The organism is Vibrio crassostreae, from assembly GCF_024347415.1.
Taxonomy (GTDB): Bacteria; Pseudomonadota; Gammaproteobacteria; order Enterobacterales; family Vibrionaceae; genus Vibrio; species Vibrio crassostreae.
The window spans coordinates 365,147-384,667 of record NZ_AP025477.1 but is presented as its reverse complement, the minus strand read 5'-3'; the positions used below and the strand labels follow the sequence as shown (position 1 = coordinate 384,667).

The window sequence follows — 19,521 nt, the reverse complement described above, 5'->3', positions numbered from 1 at the left end:
ATCGCAGAGCGTAATTGAGGATCAGCAGGAAATATTTATAATTGAAGGAGGATATTTTATTTGGAGAAGAATCTGAGAGCTACGCCCGACAGCAGTTACTTTTATTAGATACGTACTATCGGGCGCGAATTAAATTAGCTACTTAGTGTATCTTCAAATACACCGAGCTCGCGACCAAGCCAAGTCGCACGTACTGTGTGGTCTAGAGTTTCTTCGCCACCGGTTACTGGGTGAATAAGCACCGACATATCACCGCGCTCTTGCTCCAACCACTCAACAATGCCCGACTCTTTGTTCGAAAAGTGAATCTCAAACATCGGCATCTTATGTGGGCCGACCAAACGTTGTATTAATGGGAAAGTCTCTAACACATCTTTACGTTCCGATAGAATTTTCTGACGCAGTGTTTCTGCCTGCTCTGCAAAGCGAAGAGGGAAATAGATATGACCGTGGTACATGGCACCATCCTTTAGAATTATGATGTCGCAAGTTTATACCTAAATAGCCTGCAATAGCTAAATCTAAATATAATATGCCAGCGTTATCGGTTCTAAAAAATACTCCATGTCCACGTTCAGACTCGCAATCACTACCAAATAAAACCTTCGGCTAACCGCAAGTTTTTGTCGAACTAGCCATGCACTTACGTCTAATCAACTGGGACACAATATTGAACACTAATCCCGTTAAAAACAGCGTGATGACAATGCTGGCGCCACTCGGTAAATCATAATAAGCCGACACCGCTAAGCCCGATAAAATACCGACAGTGCCAATCCCAATACTCGCAATAAAGAAGCGAACGCCTTTATACGCAGCTGCACATAACGCAGGAATCACCAGTAACGCAAACTCCAAATATATCCCAGTCAGCTTTACGGTGATCGGCATCAATATAGCGAAGATAAGGTAAAAGCCACTACCCTGCATAAATTCAGGCTTTACACTAATTAACACCAACATCGCGGTCGTGATTATTGCCAATGGCCAGACGTCATCCCAGGTAGACCACAACAGCTGCCCGTTGAGAATGCATTGAATAAAATCGGCGCCATGAGGATCTTTGCTGACCAATAGAATCGCTAATGAAGCCGATACCACAAACAAACTTCCTATCATTGGTTCTAAGTGTTGTTTGTAACGCTTTTCCATGAGTGCAATTAATCCACAAAGCAGTAATGACATAACCCACGGGCCAATCATCTCTGCAAACCAAGAACCGCTAAACAGTGTAAATCGGCTCAAACAATATTGGCTCAATGCCGCGCCTAACGCAGCCACTTGTGCGACCGCAAGATCGATAAAGATAATCTGGCGTTTGAGAACTTGCTCCCCAAGCACAATGTTACCGACTAACGCGATTAAGCCACACAAAACTGCAGGTGCTAGCCAACCATATTCAATCAACATTACGATCTCGTTGATGTGTCTGGGTTAACGAGCGTTCTCAGCAACTCATCAATGACTTGATCGTACATTTGATCAAGGCTCTGACCTTCTGCAACCGTCAATGGTAGCTGTATAGTAGGCTTGTTGATTTGCTGGTTAAGCCAATTAGCAGGCCGCTGGTCTTGGTGTGATGAATACACAATCGCATCAAACGAAGCTGGATCCAATTTGGTCAATGACTGTAAATGTGAGGTAGTCGGTGATATCCCAGGCTTAGGTTCTAGATCAGCAATTTGCGCCATATCTAACCAGTCAAAGAGGTAACGATATGTAGCATGATACCCGACCACTTTTTTACCTTGTAACGGCTCTGCTTTCATTTCCCACTCTGCCAATTTATTACGCCAGTTGGCACGAAACTTCATACCATTCCGCATGTAGATATGTGCATTGTCAGGATCAACCAGTTGTAAACGCTTGGTGACTTCTCTCGAGATAGGAATCATATACTCAGCAGCAAACTGAACATGTGGGTTTCCGTGAGCGTGGATATCTCCCATGCTTCGATCGACATGGTCATGGGTATCAAGCATACCTACCATATCGCTCGCGTATAACATGGTTGACGCACTATCTTGCACTGCAGGGTTACTGCTACGTACTTGCAACATTGGCAGCCAGCCTACTTCTAATTCAGACCCTGAACACATCGCCATATCGGCTTGACGCATTTTGGCAATAAGTGATGGTCTTGCTTGAACATAGTGCGGGTCTTGCTTAGCCGTAGTCGCCGAGTAGATATTGGCATCAGGAGCGTGACTGTGGACAAGTGCTTGCCATTCAGGCTCACAAACGAAAATATTCAACGCCATCGCAGGCGAAGATACAATTATCGATGAGGATACAATGGCAACACCCGTTGCCATTGTAAGTCGGAGTTTCCTAGAATGCATGAGCACCGTGCGCCCCAAAGGTCATCACATACTGAAGGGTAAATACGTTATCTGTCTCTTTACTTTGGTTTTCAACGCGAGAGTATTGCGCTCTAACTGTACCAAAATGAGATGAATCCCAAGCGATCATTGCATCCGCTTCTTTGTCGTTCATTGCAGTAAAGTGCATGTGGTCACCATGTGCGTGTCCATCATAGCTTTCCGCTTCACCATAGCGCAGGCCAGCAGACCAGCTTGGGCTGAATCGGTAAACACCCGATACATAATAGCCTGCTAGCGTATCTGGTGATTCCGCATCATTTTTGTATTTGTCATCAACGATGCCATCCAACAGCATGTACTCAGCTGCAAGCGTGAAGTTTTGGTATTTGTAGTTACCGTTTGGAGCCCACTTCCATACAAAATCAGCACCGTATAAGTTTGAGCCCGTTACCGCCGCGCCGTGGCTATGATCGTGGTCATGCTCGTGCCCGTGATCATGGTCTCCAAACTCACGTACTTTACCGTTTTCATTTCGTAAGTAGCTCAAACCAAACTGCCAGCTTGATGACTCTGAAAAGTCGTCACCCAGCTTAAGAGTTGTAGTGTAAACACCAACATCAGAGCCATCATCAACAGACGACATCTTGCTACCACTTAGCGCTTCAATACCGAACTTCACATATAGGTCTGTAGGTAGAACGATGTTCGCACGAACACCATCATCGTAATAATGAGAGCCTAAGAATGTGCGGTAAGCAGCAGGACGCTCAACAAAACTATCAGTATGCATATGTTGGTTATTCAGGTAACCAAAGTCTGATAGGAAACGACCACCTCGAATACTTAAACCGTAAGGCATCGTCAGTGTTTCAATGAAAGCTTCTTCGAGCAGTAATTCAGTCTCATCATCGTGAGTTTCAATAACCGTAGTCAAAGAGCCATAAAACTTGTCATCGATATTCGCAGACATGTTGAGTTCGGTATGGCCAAGACCAAAGCCTTCATCACGCTCCGAGTTATTACGTTGACCGTCTTGATAATAACCATCAAGAACAACGCCAATTTGAGGGTTTGACAACGTGTCGGCAAAAACAGGGGAAACGAGAATGCTACCAACCGCTAGAGAAACCAATTTTTTATTCACAACTTTTTCCTTTCTAAGATACATCACCAATAAACTTATTGTTATGTTATAACGTTTCAATAAATAATTAATCGTTGAGATGTAACAAAATATGAAATCGCTTTAGTAAAAAGGCATAAATATGAATAAAAACCTCTAGTAATCAAAGATATAAAAAATAATTAGCAATACGAATGATAGTGTGAAGGAGAGTCGTAACGGTATTTATCGAAAGGCTGATATAGAAAGGAAAGAAAAGGTTGATTAGATGAAACAAAAAATAGAGTTTGATTTAACGTTGACCGCTAAAACAAACTCTATGAATGTGGTGTCGACTATCGCTTTAAAGTACTACGGGCGTAGCTTCAAAACACGGTCAATGTCTTCCGCAGAATGGCGCTCTGGTACTTGCTCCCACTCTTCGCCAAATGAACGGTTAACCACTCGGCCGCGTTGAAAACCTTCGCGCGCTTCTAGTTGTTTAGCCCAGCGTACAACGTTGGTGTAAGACTCAACCTGTAGGAACTCAGCAGCATCGTATATTTTGCCCAACACAAGGTTGCCATACCATGGCCAGATCGCGATATCAGCGATGCTTAGCTCTTCACCTGCCACAAATGTGCTATTTGCGAGTTGTTTGTCTAACACGTCTAGTTGACGCTTAGCTTCCATCGCAAAGCGGTTAATTGGGTACTTTTGCTTTTCATCAGCGTAAGCGTAGAAGTGGCCAAAACCACCACCTAAGAATGGTGCTGAACCTTGAGCCCAGAACAACCAGTTAATGGTTTGTGTTCTCGCTGCCCCTTCTTTTGGTAAGAAGTGACCAAATTTTTCAGCTAAGTGCATCAAGATAGATGCTGATTCGAAAACATTCACGTCTTCAGCACCAGACTTATCAACGAGTGCCGGTATTTTGGAATTTGGATTCACTCCAACAAAACCAGAAGAGAACTGTTCAGCTTCACCAATGTTAATCAAATACGCATCATATTCCGCTTCTTTAACACCTGCCGCTAACAACTCTTCCAGCAAGATAGTGACTTTTTGACCGTTAGGTGTACCAAGAGAATACAATTGAAAAGCATGGTCACCAACAGGAAGCTCTTTATCAAAGCGAGCGCCAGATTCAGGACTATTGATATTTGCCCACTTGTTACCACCATCAGTATCGTTAACCCAGACTTTTGGCGGTGTGTATTGTTCTGACATGATATTTCCTTATTAATATAGGGTAGCTTTAACTGATATTAGGTCACGCTCCCTTGGTTAAAACCCCTAAATACAATTTCTTTTCAAACTGTTAAGCATGGCTTATTCCAGAAAGACATAACCTGCTTTATGAGATAGCACACGTAAAAGATAAGTGCCCAATCAAACCTAAGCCACAGAACGGTTAGTACGAAACATGATTTAGTCACGACATGCCTACAGGTTAAAGAAAGCTGTGATAAAATCGGGAGATTACAATTGATAAGGATTTGGCAATGTCTTCTGATTTCACAGGCTCGAGTGCAGCGTATGCTCGCCAAGAGAAAGGCTACCGCGAAAAAGCACTAAAACTGTACCCTTGGGTATGTGGTAAATGTGCGCGTGAATTTGTTTACTCAAACCTCCGAGAGCTTACCGTTCACCACGTGGATCACGACCATACAAACAACCCTGAAGATGGCAGTAACTGGGAGCTATTGTGCCTGTACTGTCACGATCATGAGCATTCAAAATACACTGACCATGAACGTTATGGTGTGGATGCAAAAGCGAGTTTAGATGATCATCAGTCAGCGACACACAACCCGTTCGCCGATCTCGCTAAGATGATGAAGAAGTAACACGACTTCAGAGTTGTCTTCGGTAGATGGTAACTGTTAGATAATAGATAAATAACAAGAAACCCCAGTATGTCACCATACTGGGGTTTCTTTTATCTGCCGTCACAACCAAATAATAGAGTTCAGGTAAGCAGGATCAAAAAAGCCTTCCGAAGAAGGCTTTATAAGAATCAAATCGAATTATGCTGCCGCTTGTTTGCGAGACTCTTCTACCTGTTTAGCGCGCTTCTTCATCGTCAGTTTATCGCGGTATGCAAACCAAACGTAAGACACAACCACTAAGAAGAACAGGTATGACAACGAGAAAATGAACGGCGATTGAATGATATCGTTCGAGATACCCCAAGAAACACCGATAACCGTCACTGCAATTTTTGCAAAAAAGCCACACATCAATAGCACTAATGCCAACTGTGGGAAACGCGTGCTGCGGAATGCAAGCCAGTAACAACTGCCTACAGCCAATGCCGCGATGTAGAAGCCGAACAAGAAAGAATGAATATGATCAGCCGCTGCTACACCACCAGTAATCGACATCAATAGAATTAAAAATAGTTTCATAATACTCGCCTCGTAATAGACTAGAAACGCATCCTTTCATTTTTGGAATCTCAGTTTGCGTACTATTTTCCCACTTTTTCCCAACAACACAACCCCTCAGATCGAACAAAATGTAAGCAAAGGCACCTTCAAAAACCACCATTAACAATTGGTTAACATATTGTTTCTAATAGAACTCCGTTACTCCTTGTCTCATATGAAAAAAGCACTACTTCGATTTATTTTGTTACACAAATTTAACCTTGGAAATTAATTAAAATTTTTTGCAACTCTGTGATATCCGCACGGAATACGAGTCTACTAAAAATTTATCACCTCGAAATCCCAGGAATAATTGGGTAACAGGGCGAAAAAGAACAAAATAGAAAGGTGTTAAAAACATTTTGAAAACCAATGAAAAACAACCCATTAACAAACTGAAGTTAATTTACCAAAAATGGAAAAAGAGATTCCAATCACATTTTTATTGGTTATAATCCGCGCTCTTTTGCGCTATCTGTTGATAAACGCAAACTAATTTTGAAGAAACAATCACAATAACCCGTCTTTAGTTAAGTGGCTCTCCACTAACCGATGACAAAACTGAGAATAAAAATGAGCAAGATTGATAAAGCAACACGTATCCTGCTAGCAGGCTTCTGTATCAACCTTTGTCTTGGCATCCTGTATGCTTGGAGTGTATTTAACAAAGCGCTAGTAACTGAAGCTGGTTGGAGTGCTGCTGAAGCATCTTCACCTTACGCTATTGCAACTATCACATTCTCTGTTTGTCTTCTTGTTGCGGGCATCCTACAAGACCGTATGGGTCCACGTAAGATCCTTATCCTAGGTACAGCGCTTACTGGCCTAGGTATGATTGCTTCTGGTTTCGCAACAACACCTATGATGCTAAACCTAACGTTTGGCGTGATGACAGGTGCTGGTATCGGCTTCGGTTACGCATGTCTTTCTCCATCAGCAATGAAGTGGTTCCATTCTTCTAAGAAAGGTATGGTTAACGGTCTAATCGCTGCTGGCTTCGGTCTTGCTGCTATTTACCTAGCACCACTAACTTCTGCGCTAATCGATAGCATGGGTATCCAAACAAGCTTTATGATTCTTGGTGTTGGTGTACTTGCAATCGCAGTACCTCTAGCAGCAACAATCAACAACCCACCAGCGGATTACACGCCAGCTGAGCCTAAAGTAAAAGCAGGCCAAGCTCCTAAAGCGGTTAAGAAGACTGAAGACCTAACTTGGAAAGTAATGCTGAAGACTCCTCAGTTCTACTCTCTATGGATCATGTACGCATTCGCTGCATCTGTTGGTCTAATGATCATCGGTAACATCACTACGATTGCTAGCGTTCAAGCTAACCTGCCAAACGCAGTTTACCTAGCGTCTATCCTTGCAGTATTCAACTCAGGCGGCCGTGTTGCTGCGGGTATGCTTGCAGATAAAATTGGTGGCGTACGTACTCTACTTCTAGCGTTCATCCTTCAAGGCGCGAACATGGCTCTATTCGCTACGTTCAACTCTGAATTCACGCTAATCATTGGTACGGCTATCGCAGCTGTTGGTTACGGTACGCTTCTAGCAGTATTCCCAACTCTTACTGCTGAGTTCTACGGTCTGAAAAACTACGGTACTAACTACGGCGTGCTTTACACGGCATGGGGTATCGGCGGCGCTATCGGTGCAGCAGTTGTTGGCTTCTCAATGTCAAACGGCGAAGGTTACGGCCTAGCTTACACAATCTCAGCAGTTATGATGGCAGTGTGTATTGTTCTAGCAATCATCACTAAGCCAATCTCTGAAGCTAAAGTTGCTGAACTAAAAGCATCACAAGCTTAATCAACAGAAAAGATTGAATTTGTTACTGAAGAGCTTAACCTTAGGGTTAGGCTCTTTTTGTATCAAGCGACTTCTCCATTGACGATAGCAACCACTCCTCAGCTCTCCCCTACTTATTATCTCGACAACTTCAATCGATTGGTTGAACACGCGCAAACGCTCTACCCTGATCTTCTGAGTGACGATGAGTGCCGTTGGTTGTCTGAATACAAACGTCTTTCTGTTTCAAGCCAATGTTTAATGGTTCGTTTACTTTCTCGTAAAGGCTGTTGGTTTCGCAGCGATAAACTCAACTATCTAGAAATTCCTGACTTAAATAGCACACTACAAGAGCTGAGCAACTCAGGCTTTATTATGTTAAGTCATCCCACAAAGCAACATAACCTCGTAATTAATGAGGTCGAACTCGGGTTACACTTACTCACTAAACCAGAGCTGTTGAATGTATTCCCCGCCCTTAAGAGCAACAGTTCTGCCAAGAAAGATAAGCTGTTGTTACTGCTTGATCAGCAGCCTTTCGACCAATTTCGAAACCTAACCTTCGACTGTATTTATGTCGTCCAATCTCAAGTGATTGATGTATTACTGTTGCTATTCTTTGCCAACACCTATCAAGACTTAAGCCAATTCGTGTTAAGCGACCTTGGGTTCAATACCTTTGAGAACTATCCATTAAGCAAACAGCGCCGCTTCTTCACTTCTAGAGATCAACTCAATCAATTGCTCCAGATACGCGATATTCAACGCTTGTATTCAGAAGGTGACCGCAAAGACAGTGAGTTTCTTGAGCAGCTTTTACAGTCGATACCCGCAGAATCAGAACACAAAAGCATTGCCAGAAAACGATCGCGTTTGATCAATGATATTGCCCGTGATCTAGAAAGATTAAACCTAAACGAACGAGCTATCTTTTGGTTCAAACAATCGGAACTTCCTCCGAGCAGAGAACGACTTGCGCGCATCTATGAAAAACAAGGCGAGTTAGACTCAATGTGTGACATTGTCACGCAAATGCAAGCTACTCCATCGGATGTGTCAGAGCTAGAGGTCGCGGTTAAGCTTGAACAGAGGTTATTACGGAAGCAGGGCCACAAGGTCCCTCGCCCTTCAAAGCCAAGTTGCGCGCAGATAAAACTGGAATTAGACCTCAGCCAAACGCGAGTCGAGCTTGCGGTAAAGCAACATTTTGAAAGCCAAGGCTGGGATGTCTACTTTTCTGAAAACAGTTTTCTGTGTGGTTTGTTCGGTTTGGCTTTTTGGGATGTCATTTTCTCTGATGTCGAAGGTGCTTTTATCAATCGTTACCAACATCGGCCACTGGACTTGTATCACTCAGACTTTATAGACAAACGAGCCGAGCAAATTGAAGCTGTGTTCCAAACCCTATCCGAACACGGGCTGAACCACTTACTTGAGAACTACGATGAAAAGCAAGGCATGGCTAATCCCTTTGTTCATTGGAATCATTTCCCTAAAGCACTCATCGAACACAGCATGGAAGCTATTCCTAACGCCTTGATTATCGACCTGTTCAAAGTGTTATTGAGTGACTTAAAGCTATTTAGAACCGGGATGCCCGATTTGATTGCGTTCAAAGACGAACGGTTTCATTGGATTGAAGTCAAAGGCCCAGGAGATAAGCTGCAAGACAACCAGTGGCGCTGGATCAAAGAGTTTGAGCGATTGTCTGTCCCTTTCTCTGTTTGTTACGTCAATCAATGAGTCTTACTCTTAGCTCATGGCTGTTAGCTCTTAGTGCTTAATCTGGCTGGGTCTAAGCCCTAATTTATGAGCAAAAGCGAGTGACGTGCATCGACAAGTTACTCGGTTCCATCAAGATCTTATCTATAAGATTGTTAGAACATGAGCATTTTCAATCATTTTCGATATAATTAGAGAAAATGCTTAATATATAAATACGTATGAATTTGAAAAAACTCTTCATTTTAGCTTTTGTTAGCGTCTTCTCAGGTTGTGCCGTCTACGCGGGTTTAAACTTCGACGAGTTGTTTGGTGAGCAACAAGTACGCGATCGCCAAGCCCCTATTCTTTCGGCTCAAGCACAGCACTTCATTAACGAAGTAAAACCCATCATTGATAACCGATGCGTGGTTTGTCACGCTTGTTATGATGCGCCCTGCCAGTTAAAGATGTCTTCAGTAGAAGGTATAGACCGAGGTGCAAGCAAAGCACTCGTTTATCAAGGTACCCGTTTAACTGCTTCTGCCCCTACTCGCTTGTTTGAAGATGCTATAACCACACAAGAGTGGCGTGATGCGGATTTTCATCCTGTCCTCAATGAGCGTATGCAGAACTCAACCGCTAACCTCGATGCAGGTCTTGTTTCTCGTATGTTGATCCAGAAAGAGAATCACCCTCTACCCGATCAAACCCAGCTAGAAGGTTTCGACTTTTCAACCGACCGAGACCAACAGTGCCCAACGATTGAAGAGTATGCCCAATATGAGAGAGATTACCCAACTTGGGGAATGCCGTATGGGATGCCGAATTTAGATAAAACAGAATACGCAACTTTAATGAGTTGGTTAGAAAATGGCGCGTTGATGAACGACCATATCCCGCTGAATGATGCGGAACAAGAGCTCGTTAATGTCTACGAAAGCTTTTTAAATAAAAGTGACAATAAGAGCCAACTTTCAGCTCGTTACATCTATGAGCACCTGTTTTTATCTCACGTCTATTTTTCTGATTTAGCTCAACCCACACGTTTCTTCACTGTTGTTCGCTCTGCAACACCACCAGGTGAAGCGGTAAAACGCATCACGACTCGTCGCCCTTATGACGATCCAAAAGTAGACCGTGTTTACTACCGCCTGATTCCAGAGCAAGGCAGCATCGTCGACAAAACGCACATGCCTTTCGCACTTAGTAAAGAACGTCTACAAAAGTGGAATAACTGGTTTGTCGATGCGAATTACTCAGTAAAACAACTTCCTAGTTACAACATTGATGTTTCTGCTAACCCAATGACTTCGTTTGAAGCGCTGCCAGTAAACTCGCGCTTCCACTTCATGTTGGACAATGCTCAAAACACCATCATGGCCTTTATCAAAGGGCCAGTGTGTCGAGGTCAACTTGCTCTAAACGTGATTAACGATCGTTTTTGGATTTTCTTCATTGACCCTGAGAAAGCCGACTTACCAGAAATAAACGCCTTCTACGCGAGCCAAAAGAAAAACTTAAAGCTACCTAGTGAGCTAGACAGCAATACGGTTCCTGTCACTAATTGGGTAAGATACGCGAAGCAACAAGCACGATACCTAAATGCCAAATCAGACTTCACCAACCAATGGTTTGAAAGTGGCGTAAACCTGGACACTGACATCATTTGGGATGGCGATGGCGTCAACCCAAATGCAGCCCTCACCATCTTTAGACATTTTGATAGCGCATCTGTTGTGCAAGGGTTAGTTGGCACGCAACCTAAGACGGCATGGATTCTTGATTATGCTCTTTTAGAACGCATTCATTATCTTCTCGTCGCAGGCTTCGATGTCTACGGTAACTTTGGCCACCAACTGATTACACGCATGTTCATGGACTTCTTACGCCTTGAAGGTGAGAGTAATTTCTTAACCCTTCTTCCTAAAGACGTGCGACATATTGAACACTCAAGTTGGTATAAAAACCAAAGCACACAATTGAGCGACTACTTGCAGCGTAATATTGCACCTTTTGAACAACCAACCAGTGTGGTTTACAAAACGGCCGATCCTAAGCGTGAACTGCTTAACATGATCAAAGATAAGCTCGCACCTGTCCTCGATAATCGCTTTGATATTGTTGAAACAGGTTTTGGTAAAAAGAATGAAGCACTGCTTAATCAAGTGAATTTGATTAAGGGAGAAGGCCTACGTCATGTACCTCAATTAGTCATGATCATGATTGAAGGCGAAAACGGCGAAGAGCAGCTGTTCACCATGATTCACAATAACGCTCACAGCAACATTTCTAGCCTTTTTAATGAAGAAGGTAACCGCGATTATGCCAATGATGACCTTACGCTCGTACGAGGCGTTGTCGGTAGCTACCCTGCGGCTTACCTGTCATTAACTGAGAATGAGATTCCGACTCTGGTTAAAGCGCTACAAAACTTAAACACAGAAGAAGACTACGTGGCGTTGCTAGACAAGTTTGCGGTACGACGCAGTTCTAGCGAGTTCTGGCCATTCAGTGACCGAGTGCATCGTTGGTATCAACAAGACCAACCAATTGAGTTTGGTTTGTTGGATTACAACCGCTTTGAAAATAGATAATAAGTAATAAGCCTTGGTTTTAGTTCAAGCTCTTGGGAGAGATTAGTTTTAAGAGGCTAGTCGTTATGAAAGAAGGCTCACTTGCTCGATACAAAAAATCCTCTGACGATATTCGTACAGAGGATTTTTTGTTGGTCTTGCTGATTGGGTATTGCTTAAAACAAACTTACACCATTAAGCAGAAACATAAGGGAGGAGGGCCTCTAACGAATCTTTAACCAATTCGGATAAAGCTTGGTCGTTATCTCTGTAATGCAGTAATGGGGCTTCACTTGCTTCAATGCTCTGACATAAACTGTACAGTGCTGATAAACCCAAGCTACCTGCAGATCCTTTAAGCTTGTGCGCCAAAGACTTCACTTCTCGTCCATTATCGGCTTCACTCGCCTCGACTAATTCATTCAAAGTAAGGTTGCTGCTCTCCTCGAAAAGCACAACGATTTGCTTCATTTTCTCTAAACCAAGAATCGATAGGTCACCCTCTATCACTTTGGAATCGATCAGTTTCACCGGAGTGTCTCCTTCATCTTGAGCGTCAGTAGTCGTCGCGCGTTTCGTCAAAACATCAGCCACCTGTGTCGAGTGCAGTTCATCATGGTTGCTCTTAATAACACGGTTACCATTTTGCTTACACACAGCATCATTTGGATCGGGCTGTGGCAACAATAGTTTTTTACCATCGAGTTGAGCAACGATGAGCTGAGAAAGTGCTTCCTTTTCTAGCGGTTTAGGCAAGAAACCATCAAATCCTGAGGCTAAATAACTCTCGACTTCCTCATTGAATACGTGAGCTGATACTGCAATCATAGGTGGTACTTTACGCGTGGCACTTTGCTCATGTTGGAGCGCATCTTCTTTGAGTTGTTGAATTAGCTCGACGCCATCACAGTCCGGTAAGTTAATGTCCACCAGCGCAATATCAAACTCTTGCTCACTGAATATGGCTCTCGCTTCTTGTCCCGTTGTCGCTATCACAACATCGTGCCCCAGGTTATTCAAAAAGCCTTCGGCAACAATACAGTTCACAGGGTTGTCTTCAATCAGAATGACCTTCGCTCGGATGCAAGCTTCAATGACCGTTGCTTTCGTTTCAATTTTCTCACCTACTTCAAGTGGCAATGAGAACCAAAACTGACTGCCCTCGCCTTCTTCCGAATGAACGCCAATATCCCCATTCATTGCCAACATGATGCTTTTACTGATCGCCAATCCAAGCCCTGTGCCACCGGTTTTGTTGCGACCGCTGTCGGTTTGAGTAAAGGCATCAAACAAACACGCCTGTTCACTTGCATCAATACCGACACCGGTATCTGACACTTCAAACATGACGCGATTTTCATCTTCGACATCTAAGCTAATGAAGATATCGACCGAACCACTTTCAGTAAACTTAATCGCATTGCCGACCAAGTTATTTAAGATTTGGCTGATTCGTGTTACGTCGCCACGCCAATAGCGTTGAACATCACTTTCGATATGGAAATCAAAATTTAGCTTCTTCTCAGCAGCTCGCCCTTCCATTAATTGGTAGGTGTCTTGAACCATCTGATGGAGATCAAACGAAGCTGTACGTATTTCTAAATGTCCCGCTTCTATCTTGGAATAATCCAACACATCATTCAAAATCGCGAGTAGGTTCTTACCGCTGCGGTTAATGATGTCAGCGTAGCCTGATTGCAACGGATCTAGCCCGGTATCTTTGAGCAATCTTGCGGTACCTAACACACCGTTCATCGGCGTTCGTATTTCATGACTCATCGTCGCAAGAAAAGCGGATTTCGCTCGGCTTGCTTGTTCTGCGGCGTTGCGAGCTTTCGCGTGATTGCCCACCTCGACATTCAGCTTCTCATTGGTCTTCTGCAGCTGATAGGTTCGGTCTGTGACCAACTCTTCTAAGTGTTCTTTGTGCTCTTCAAGTTCGCGTTTCGCCTTTGCTTCACCCACCGCAACCACTTGCAGCGCCTGCGCGGTATTTCTGGCAGTGATGATCGCCTCGCCCATATGAGCCAACTCATCATTACCCTTAACCGAGATATCAATATTCAGGCGACCTTGTGCGATAGACATCAAAGCCGATGAGTATTCAGTAAGACGTTTCACAACCGAGATATACACCACACGCCACACGATAAATGCGACGATAACCAAACCAATCACCGAAATCACAGACAGTGACCATTGAGCAAGATTCAACGTGCTGGTCAGCTCATCAACCGCTTTTTTGGTGCTTCGGTTTGAATCATCAACCAGTTGGTTAACTGTTGTATTCAATTGAGAGAACAACTCTAAGGTATTTTGCATCAGAAACTCTGACTTTTTGGTGTTCTCATATTGTTCTAACGAAATATCGAACACGACTTGGCGTTTTCTGAGCTCTTCAAGAAGCTGAGACATCTGCGCTGAACGAGTAGGATCTTCGACCGCTTTAACGCGGCGTGCCATGATTCTTAGATTGGAATCAAACTCAGATTGGATTTGATGAATACGTTCAACGTTGGTGACAGTCTGTGTCTCTTCTATTTGATTGAGCATTTTGAACGCCAGCAAATGCAATTCATGCAGACGCTCTGACAAATCAAGATCAACCTCAACAAGCGCATCCAGGGCTTGGTAGGCTTTATCCGTTTCTTTGGTTTCTAGCAGGTCATAGATGTGCGTTACGTTAGCAACCGCGATGGTAGCCGTGTTCAAAACTTGGGTTCGCGTCAACTGCTCTAGCTCTTCGGCAAGTAAGCGCATCTCTTCGACACGAGACGACAGCTCTTTGTTTAACCAAAGCTTACGCTCAACCGACACACCCAACTCAGCCAGAGTATTAATAACGCTTTGAACATTATTTTCGAGTTTGTTAAGAAGTTGAGAATCGAAACTATCGACACCAAGATCTTTGATATGCTGAAGAAGCGACTCAAGTTGGTCGAATAGTACTGTGCCAGCCTTTTTTCTTTCTGCTTCATTTCTCGCATTAGAAAGCGTTTGTACTGACGAAATAATACGGTTACTCAACTCAGAAACCTGACGAGCTTCGATCATGGCAGGAAGCGCCGAATCAACGACGTTTCTTTCGGTTTTTGCTACAAAGCTAAAACCAGAAACACCAATCAATGCAGACAGTAGAACCAACAGTGCCATCACTAAGAATGAGGCCAGCAGCTTGCGTCCAATACTCGCTGAAGCTAACAACATAAACTCTAAACCTTAAAACGTTCTTCTTTACCCATGCAGAATACGCTATATTTTGCAGTGTTTCTTATCTAAAACCAATAAAACGGCAATTCATGCTATCTAGATCTTTCGCTTCAAAAATTCTTTTCTCACTATTGGCCTCAGTGACTACTGTCGCAAGTGCTAGCGAGCCTTTGAGTCCAATAAAACCCGCCGAAGCCACATCACACAAAGAGAAAATTTGTGCCATTTATCCGCACCTCAAAGACTCTTATTGGTTGTCGGTAAACTATGGAATGATCTCTGAAGCAGAAAAGCAGCAAGTGGAACTAAGAGTTTTGGAAGCTGGCGGTTACCCCAACGTGGCCAAACAAGCCTCGCAACTGGTGCTTTGCACACAATGGGGAGCCGATGCCATTATTCTTGGCACAGTTTCACCTGATGCTTACCATGACAACCTTACTGATTGGGTTGGCTCAACGCCTGTGTTTGCGACGGTCAATGAGTTAACCGTCAATGAAGAGCAACAAAAGGTATTGAAAGGCACCGTCGGTGTCGACTGGTATCAAATGGGGTTTCAAGTCGGCGAGTTTTTGTCAAAGAGACACCCAAAGGGATCCGGCGAAACGCCTATCGCCCTGCTACTTGGCCCTCAAGCAAGTGGCGGTACAAAGCCTGTTGCACTTGGCTTTTATGATGCGATCAAGTCGAGCGATATCAAAATTGCGATCAGCTATTGGGCAGATAACGATAAAGAACTACAGAGAAACCTAGTACAGCAAGTCATTGAGCAGCCGGATATTAAATATATTGTGGGAAGTGCCGTCGCGATTGAAGCAGCGATCAGTGAGCTACGAGCGGCCGATAAAACAGAAGAGATTGGGTTAATTTCGAGTTACTTAAGTCACGGAACCTACCGTGGTTTACTTCGTAACAAGGTACTTTTTGCACCAACAGATAAAATGGTTGAGCAAGGTCGCTTGTCGGTAAAACAAGCCACGAGTTACTTGCGCGGTCAACCTTACGAACAACACAGCGCCCCGATTATCGAGGCGCTGACACCAGCAACACTCAAAGATCAAATTATCGCCGACTCATTGTCACCTTCTGAGTTTCGTCCGGTATTCAGTGTGAATCCTTAGTGCTATATTGGCTGAAGAACTCAAAACAATAAAAACGAAACAACAATTTAGGGAACATTCATGCAAAAAACGACGCGCACTATGCCAACACACAAGCATATCGCTTTGGTCGCTCATGACCACTTCAAACCTGAGCTACTAAGATGGGTCAAAGAGAACAAAGAAAAACTACAAAAGCACTTCCTTTACGCAACGGGCACGACTGGTTCTCTGCTGAGTAAAGAGACAGGCTTAGCAATCAAGAGCATGATCAGCGGCCCTATGGGCGGTGACCAACAACTTGGCGCGCTTATCTCTGAAGGCAAAATCGATATGCTGATTTTCTTCTGGGATCCACTTAATGCTGTACCACACGACCCAGATGTAAAAGCACTGCTTCGTATCGCAAGTGTTTGGAACATTCCTGTAGCAACCAACCGCGCTACCGCTAACTTCCTATTTAACTCTTCACTGCTTGAAGAAGAAGTGATCATCGAAATCCCAGATTACGAAGCGTATCTTGCTGAACGTACTTAACGCTTAGTTTGACTGAATCATACGTTACATACTAAAAAGCTTGCTCAATCGCAGGCTTTTTGTTCGTCTGAATATAGGAATATGGACTACTTGTCACTCCACACTGCCATTTCGTTGCCACTTGGCTCTCTAAAATGGAAGCGCCTACCACCAGGAAAACTGAATATCTCACGGTTTACCTGTCCACCAGCATCCATCACGTCACGTTCAGTTTGCTCAAGATCTTGGCTATAGAAAACCATCAGCGCTGCGCCGTTATCCGTATTCGACGCCAGATCCGCCAAATAGAAGCCGCCCATTAAGCCTTTACCTTCAAAAGCAGAATACTCAGGGCCATAATCTTCGAAGCGCCAACCAAACACTTGGCTGAAAAACGCCTTAGTTGCTGCGATGTCTTTCGCTGCAAATTCAATGTAGTTGATAGAGCCGTGTTCCATAGCAAACTCCTTCTGCTTTGTGACTCTGCCTTATTATATTAAGGCAGGGATTGAAGATCTAATATTAGACAATTACGTCAAGTAACATTACTTTTTACGAACAACGGGGTAATCAGAACCATGCAGCTCTTGCACAAAACCAGAGCCGTCGCCACTGTGCGTGATCCATACTTTCTCTTTTGCTCGCGTCATTGCTACATAGAACAAACGACGCTCTTCCGCATAAGGGAACGCGTCTGATGATTCAGTCAATGCGCCATCAATATGCAGCTGTTTCTTCTTGGTCGGGAACTGTCCTTCGTCAACACAAAGAATAATGACAAAGTCCGCCTCTTTACCTTTACTGCCGTGGCAAGTCATGAACTTGATATCAATGGAGGTGAAGATCTTCTTCCAGTCTTCCAACAACTCTGGTTTGTGGTAATGGTTACGTCCAAGTAGCAGTATAGACTTATTGGTTTTGCCTTTAGATTGGCGGTTCAATTGGTCGAGGATCTTCTCAACTTCTTTGCTTGGCGCACTATACACCGCCTTCTGCTTCTGTTGCTTGAAGCTGTTCAGTTCTTTCGGAATCTGAATTGGGTTTTCTTGTACAAAGCGATTGGCAACTGCACCTAACTGATTGTTAAAGCGATAAGTGGTATCGAGGTGATGAATCGTCGAGCTCTCAAAGCGGTCTTTAAAGCCGGTCGTGAGATCCACATCGGCGCCTGCAAATTGGTAGATTGACTGCCAGTCATCACCTACAGCAAAAATAGAGGCTTGGTGCTCGGCTTTAGACTGATTGCAAAGCGCCTCAACCAAGGCAAGACGATCTGGCGAGATATCTTGATACTCATCGATCATGATGAACTTCCAAGGCGAGATAAACTTGCCCTTTTCAATATACTGAGTCGCTCGGCTGATCATGGTTGAGAAGTCGATATGATTCTGTTCTTTCAATTCTTTTTGCCACGCTGTCACACATGGCCAACACAGTGAAAGCTCACTGTTAAGACGTGTATAGTCTCGGTGATCAATTAGCTGTTGCTGCACTTCTTTCTTCGATAAACCCGATGCATTCAACTGCTCAAGCTGCTTTTCAAGCCAACCAATAAGTTTAAGGTTTGAAACATGACTACCAAGCTCGTCATCACCGGTTAAATAAGCAATTGGCCATTTAGATAAGTGCTTCTGCCAGCGTTTGAAGTTGGTCGGCGTCATCCAATGCTTTTTCAACCAATCAATGCACCATGCTTGGCGTTGATTGTCATCGAGTGCTAACGGAGAAATAACCACGCGTTCCGGCTCAACCTGATTAAGGATCTTTAAACCCAACTGGTGGAAAGTACTGACTTGTACCTTCTCTGCTGATAAACCAATTTTACTGTCGAGGCGCTGTTTCATCTCTTCAGCTGCTTCTCGGCCAAAGGCGAGCAATAACATCTCTTCTGCTTGAGCTTGATGGCTTTGCAGTAAATACGCGACGCGAGCCGTTAGAACACTGGTTTTACCCGAGCCTGCACCCGCTAAAATAAGGTTGTGATCATCATTCATCAACACCGCATATTGTTGCGATAAGTTCAGTGGTGACGATTCACATTGAGCGAACAATACTTCCCAGTTTTTTCGCTCGGTCTCTAGCCATTGCTGATTTCTTTCAGCTTGCTTGATTTCCGTTTCAGACAACCATGGCTGCATGCGAGCAATGCGATTTGGCATGCGCTGCGCCGCTTCCTCAAGGGTCATGGTCATGTTTTCTAGACCTGAGTTGACCATATCGACCCAAGTCTTAACTTTAGAATGCGGTAGAAAGGCTGGTAGCTGCTCAAGACGCGTTAATTCGGTTTCCCATTGAGGAACGTGCTCAGCTAGTTGTTCACATTGTGTGTCATGCCACTTCTGATAAGCAGCAACCGATGCGCGTGCAAATTGACGGCATTGATCCCAAGGTAGGCCTTGTACTAACCAACTGCGCTGTGTTCCGTCTTGTTGATTGGCAAAAAATTGTAGCGAGCCCCAAAACAATCCGCGTTTGATCGCGATCTTGCCACTCCAAATAGTAAACGGGATACGCTCTTCACTGCCTACTGAAGATAACAGCAAGCGTGGACCATCAAGTTCAACCTGATGATATTCATTTTGAATAAAAAACTGTGCAGTCTTGTTAGCGCTTAGCTGCATTGGAGTGTGCTCTTAATTGGGAATATTGAATTTATATCATGATGCAATGAGAATTAATAATATCTCATATCTTATCGACGCTTTCATGACCACCTACGGGCAATTATGGATAAGTATCAAATTCTTGTGCTTGATTTCTGTTAGGATTATG

Annotated in this window: 16 protein-coding genes; 6 read left to right on the top strand and 10 right to left on the bottom strand. The window is 43.9% G+C overall.

Translation table 11 applies throughout. The features are described from left to right. Positions 1 to 134: 134 nt before the first annotated feature. The 5 genes from OC193_RS17500 to yghU all read right to left on the bottom strand — a co-directional run bounded on the left by OC193_RS17500 (position 135) and on the right by yghU (position 4,656). Positions 135 to 458 (bottom strand): DOPA 4,5-dioxygenase family protein, encoded by a 324-nt coding sequence (locus OC193_RS17500; protein WP_048663396.1) that lies wholly within the window; start codon positions 456 to 458, stop codon positions 135 to 137. A 151-nt stretch (positions 459 to 609) separates the two neighbouring features. Further along, positions 610 to 1,407 carry a metal ABC transporter permease gene (locus tag OC193_RS17495; RefSeq protein ID WP_048663518.1) on the bottom strand — a complete coding sequence of 266 codons (798 nt, stop codon included), beginning with the start codon at positions 1,405 to 1,407 and terminating at the stop codon, positions 610 to 612. 2 nt (positions 1,408 to 1,409) lie between these two features. Then, positions 1,410 to 2,315: a metal ABC transporter solute-binding protein, Zn/Mn family gene (locus tag OC193_RS17490; protein WP_132957303.1), complete on the bottom strand. Its 906-nt coding sequence runs from the start codon at positions 2,313 to 2,315 to the stop codon at positions 1,410 to 1,412. Positions 2,316 to 2,331: 16 nt separating this feature from the next. Further along, entirely contained in the window at positions 2,332 to 3,468 is a 1,137-nt protein-coding gene (locus tag OC193_RS17485) for a hypothetical protein (RefSeq protein WP_080967373.1), read from the bottom strand. A gap of 330 nt (positions 3,469 to 3,798) precedes the next feature. Beyond that, positions 3,799 to 4,656, bottom strand: coding sequence for a glutathione-dependent disulfide-bond oxidoreductase (gene yghU, locus OC193_RS17480; protein ID WP_048663393.1), 858 nt, complete (start codon positions 4,654 to 4,656; stop codon positions 3,799 to 3,801). A 275-nt stretch (positions 4,657 to 4,931) separates the two neighbouring features. Here yghU and OC193_RS17475 point away from each other — a divergent pair, with 275 nt between their 5' ends. Then, positions 4,932 to 5,276 carry a YajD family HNH nuclease gene (locus OC193_RS17475; RefSeq protein ID WP_017060876.1) on the top strand — a complete coding sequence of 115 codons (345 nt, stop codon included), beginning with the start codon at positions 4,932 to 4,934 and terminating at the stop codon, positions 5,274 to 5,276. Positions 5,277 to 5,456: 180 nt separating this feature from the next. On the opposite strand, the gene OC193_RS17470 is transcribed toward OC193_RS17475, so the two are convergent. Continuing rightward, positions 5,457 to 5,837: a hypothetical protein gene (locus OC193_RS17470; RefSeq protein WP_048660371.1), complete on the bottom strand. Its 381-nt coding sequence runs from the start codon at positions 5,835 to 5,837 to the stop codon at positions 5,457 to 5,459. A 594-nt stretch (positions 5,838 to 6,431) separates the two neighbouring features. Here OC193_RS17470 and OC193_RS17465 point away from each other — a divergent pair. From OC193_RS17465 to OC193_RS17455, 3 genes are all read left to right on the top strand, one after another. Further along, positions 6,432 to 7,670, top strand: a complete 1,239-nt coding sequence (locus OC193_RS17465) for an L-lactate MFS transporter (protein WP_048660372.1) — start codon at positions 6,432 to 6,434, stop codon at positions 7,668 to 7,670. Positions 7,671 to 7,727: 57 nt separating this feature from the next. Further along, positions 7,728 to 9,392, top strand: coding sequence for a VRR-NUC domain-containing protein (locus OC193_RS17460; RefSeq protein ID WP_048663392.1), 1,665 nt, complete (start codon positions 7,728 to 7,730; stop codon positions 9,390 to 9,392). Between the two features lie 200 nt (positions 9,393 to 9,592). After that, positions 9,593 to 11,947 carry a fatty acid cis/trans isomerase gene (locus OC193_RS17455; RefSeq protein ID WP_048663391.1) on the top strand — a complete coding sequence of 785 codons (2,355 nt, stop codon included), beginning with the start codon at positions 9,593 to 9,595 and terminating at the stop codon, positions 11,945 to 11,947. Between the two features lie 174 nt (positions 11,948 to 12,121). On the opposite strand, the gene torS is transcribed toward OC193_RS17455, so the two are convergent. After that, positions 12,122 to 15,133, bottom strand: coding sequence for a TMAO reductase system sensor histidine kinase/response regulator TorS (gene torS / locus OC193_RS17450; RefSeq protein WP_048663390.1), 3,012 nt, complete (start codon positions 15,131 to 15,133; stop codon positions 12,122 to 12,124). Between the two features lie 64 nt (positions 15,134 to 15,197). Next, positions 15,198 to 15,362 carry a hypothetical protein gene (locus tag OC193_RS26085; protein ID WP_243655949.1) on the bottom strand — a complete coding sequence of 55 codons (165 nt, stop codon included), beginning with the start codon at positions 15,360 to 15,362 and terminating at the stop codon, positions 15,198 to 15,200. Here OC193_RS26085 and torT point away from each other — a divergent pair. Beyond that, on the top strand, positions 15,307 to 16,254 hold the full coding sequence (gene torT / locus OC193_RS17445) for a TMAO reductase system periplasmic protein TorT (protein WP_243655950.1): 948 nt from the start codon (positions 15,307 to 15,309) through the stop codon (positions 16,252 to 16,254). The genes OC193_RS26085 and torT overlap by 56 nt on opposite strands. 60 nt (positions 16,255 to 16,314) lie before the next feature. Continuing rightward, a complete protein-coding gene (locus tag OC193_RS17440) occupies positions 16,315 to 16,770 on the top strand; it encodes a methylglyoxal synthase (RefSeq protein WP_017064778.1) in 456 nt (151 codons plus the stop codon). An 86-nt stretch (positions 16,771 to 16,856) separates the two neighbouring features. Here OC193_RS17440 and OC193_RS17435 read toward each other — a convergent pair whose 3' ends face one another. Continuing rightward, a complete protein-coding gene (locus OC193_RS17435; RefSeq protein ID WP_048660378.1) occupies positions 16,857 to 17,207 on the bottom strand; it encodes a VOC family protein in 351 nt (116 codons plus the stop codon). Positions 17,208 to 17,294: 87 nt separating this feature from the next. Continuing rightward, on the bottom strand, positions 17,295 to 19,370 hold the full coding sequence (gene helD, locus OC193_RS17430) for a DNA helicase IV (RefSeq protein WP_048663388.1): 2,076 nt from the start codon (positions 19,368 to 19,370) through the stop codon (positions 17,295 to 17,297). Between the last annotated feature and the right edge of the window lie 151 nt (positions 19,371 to 19,521).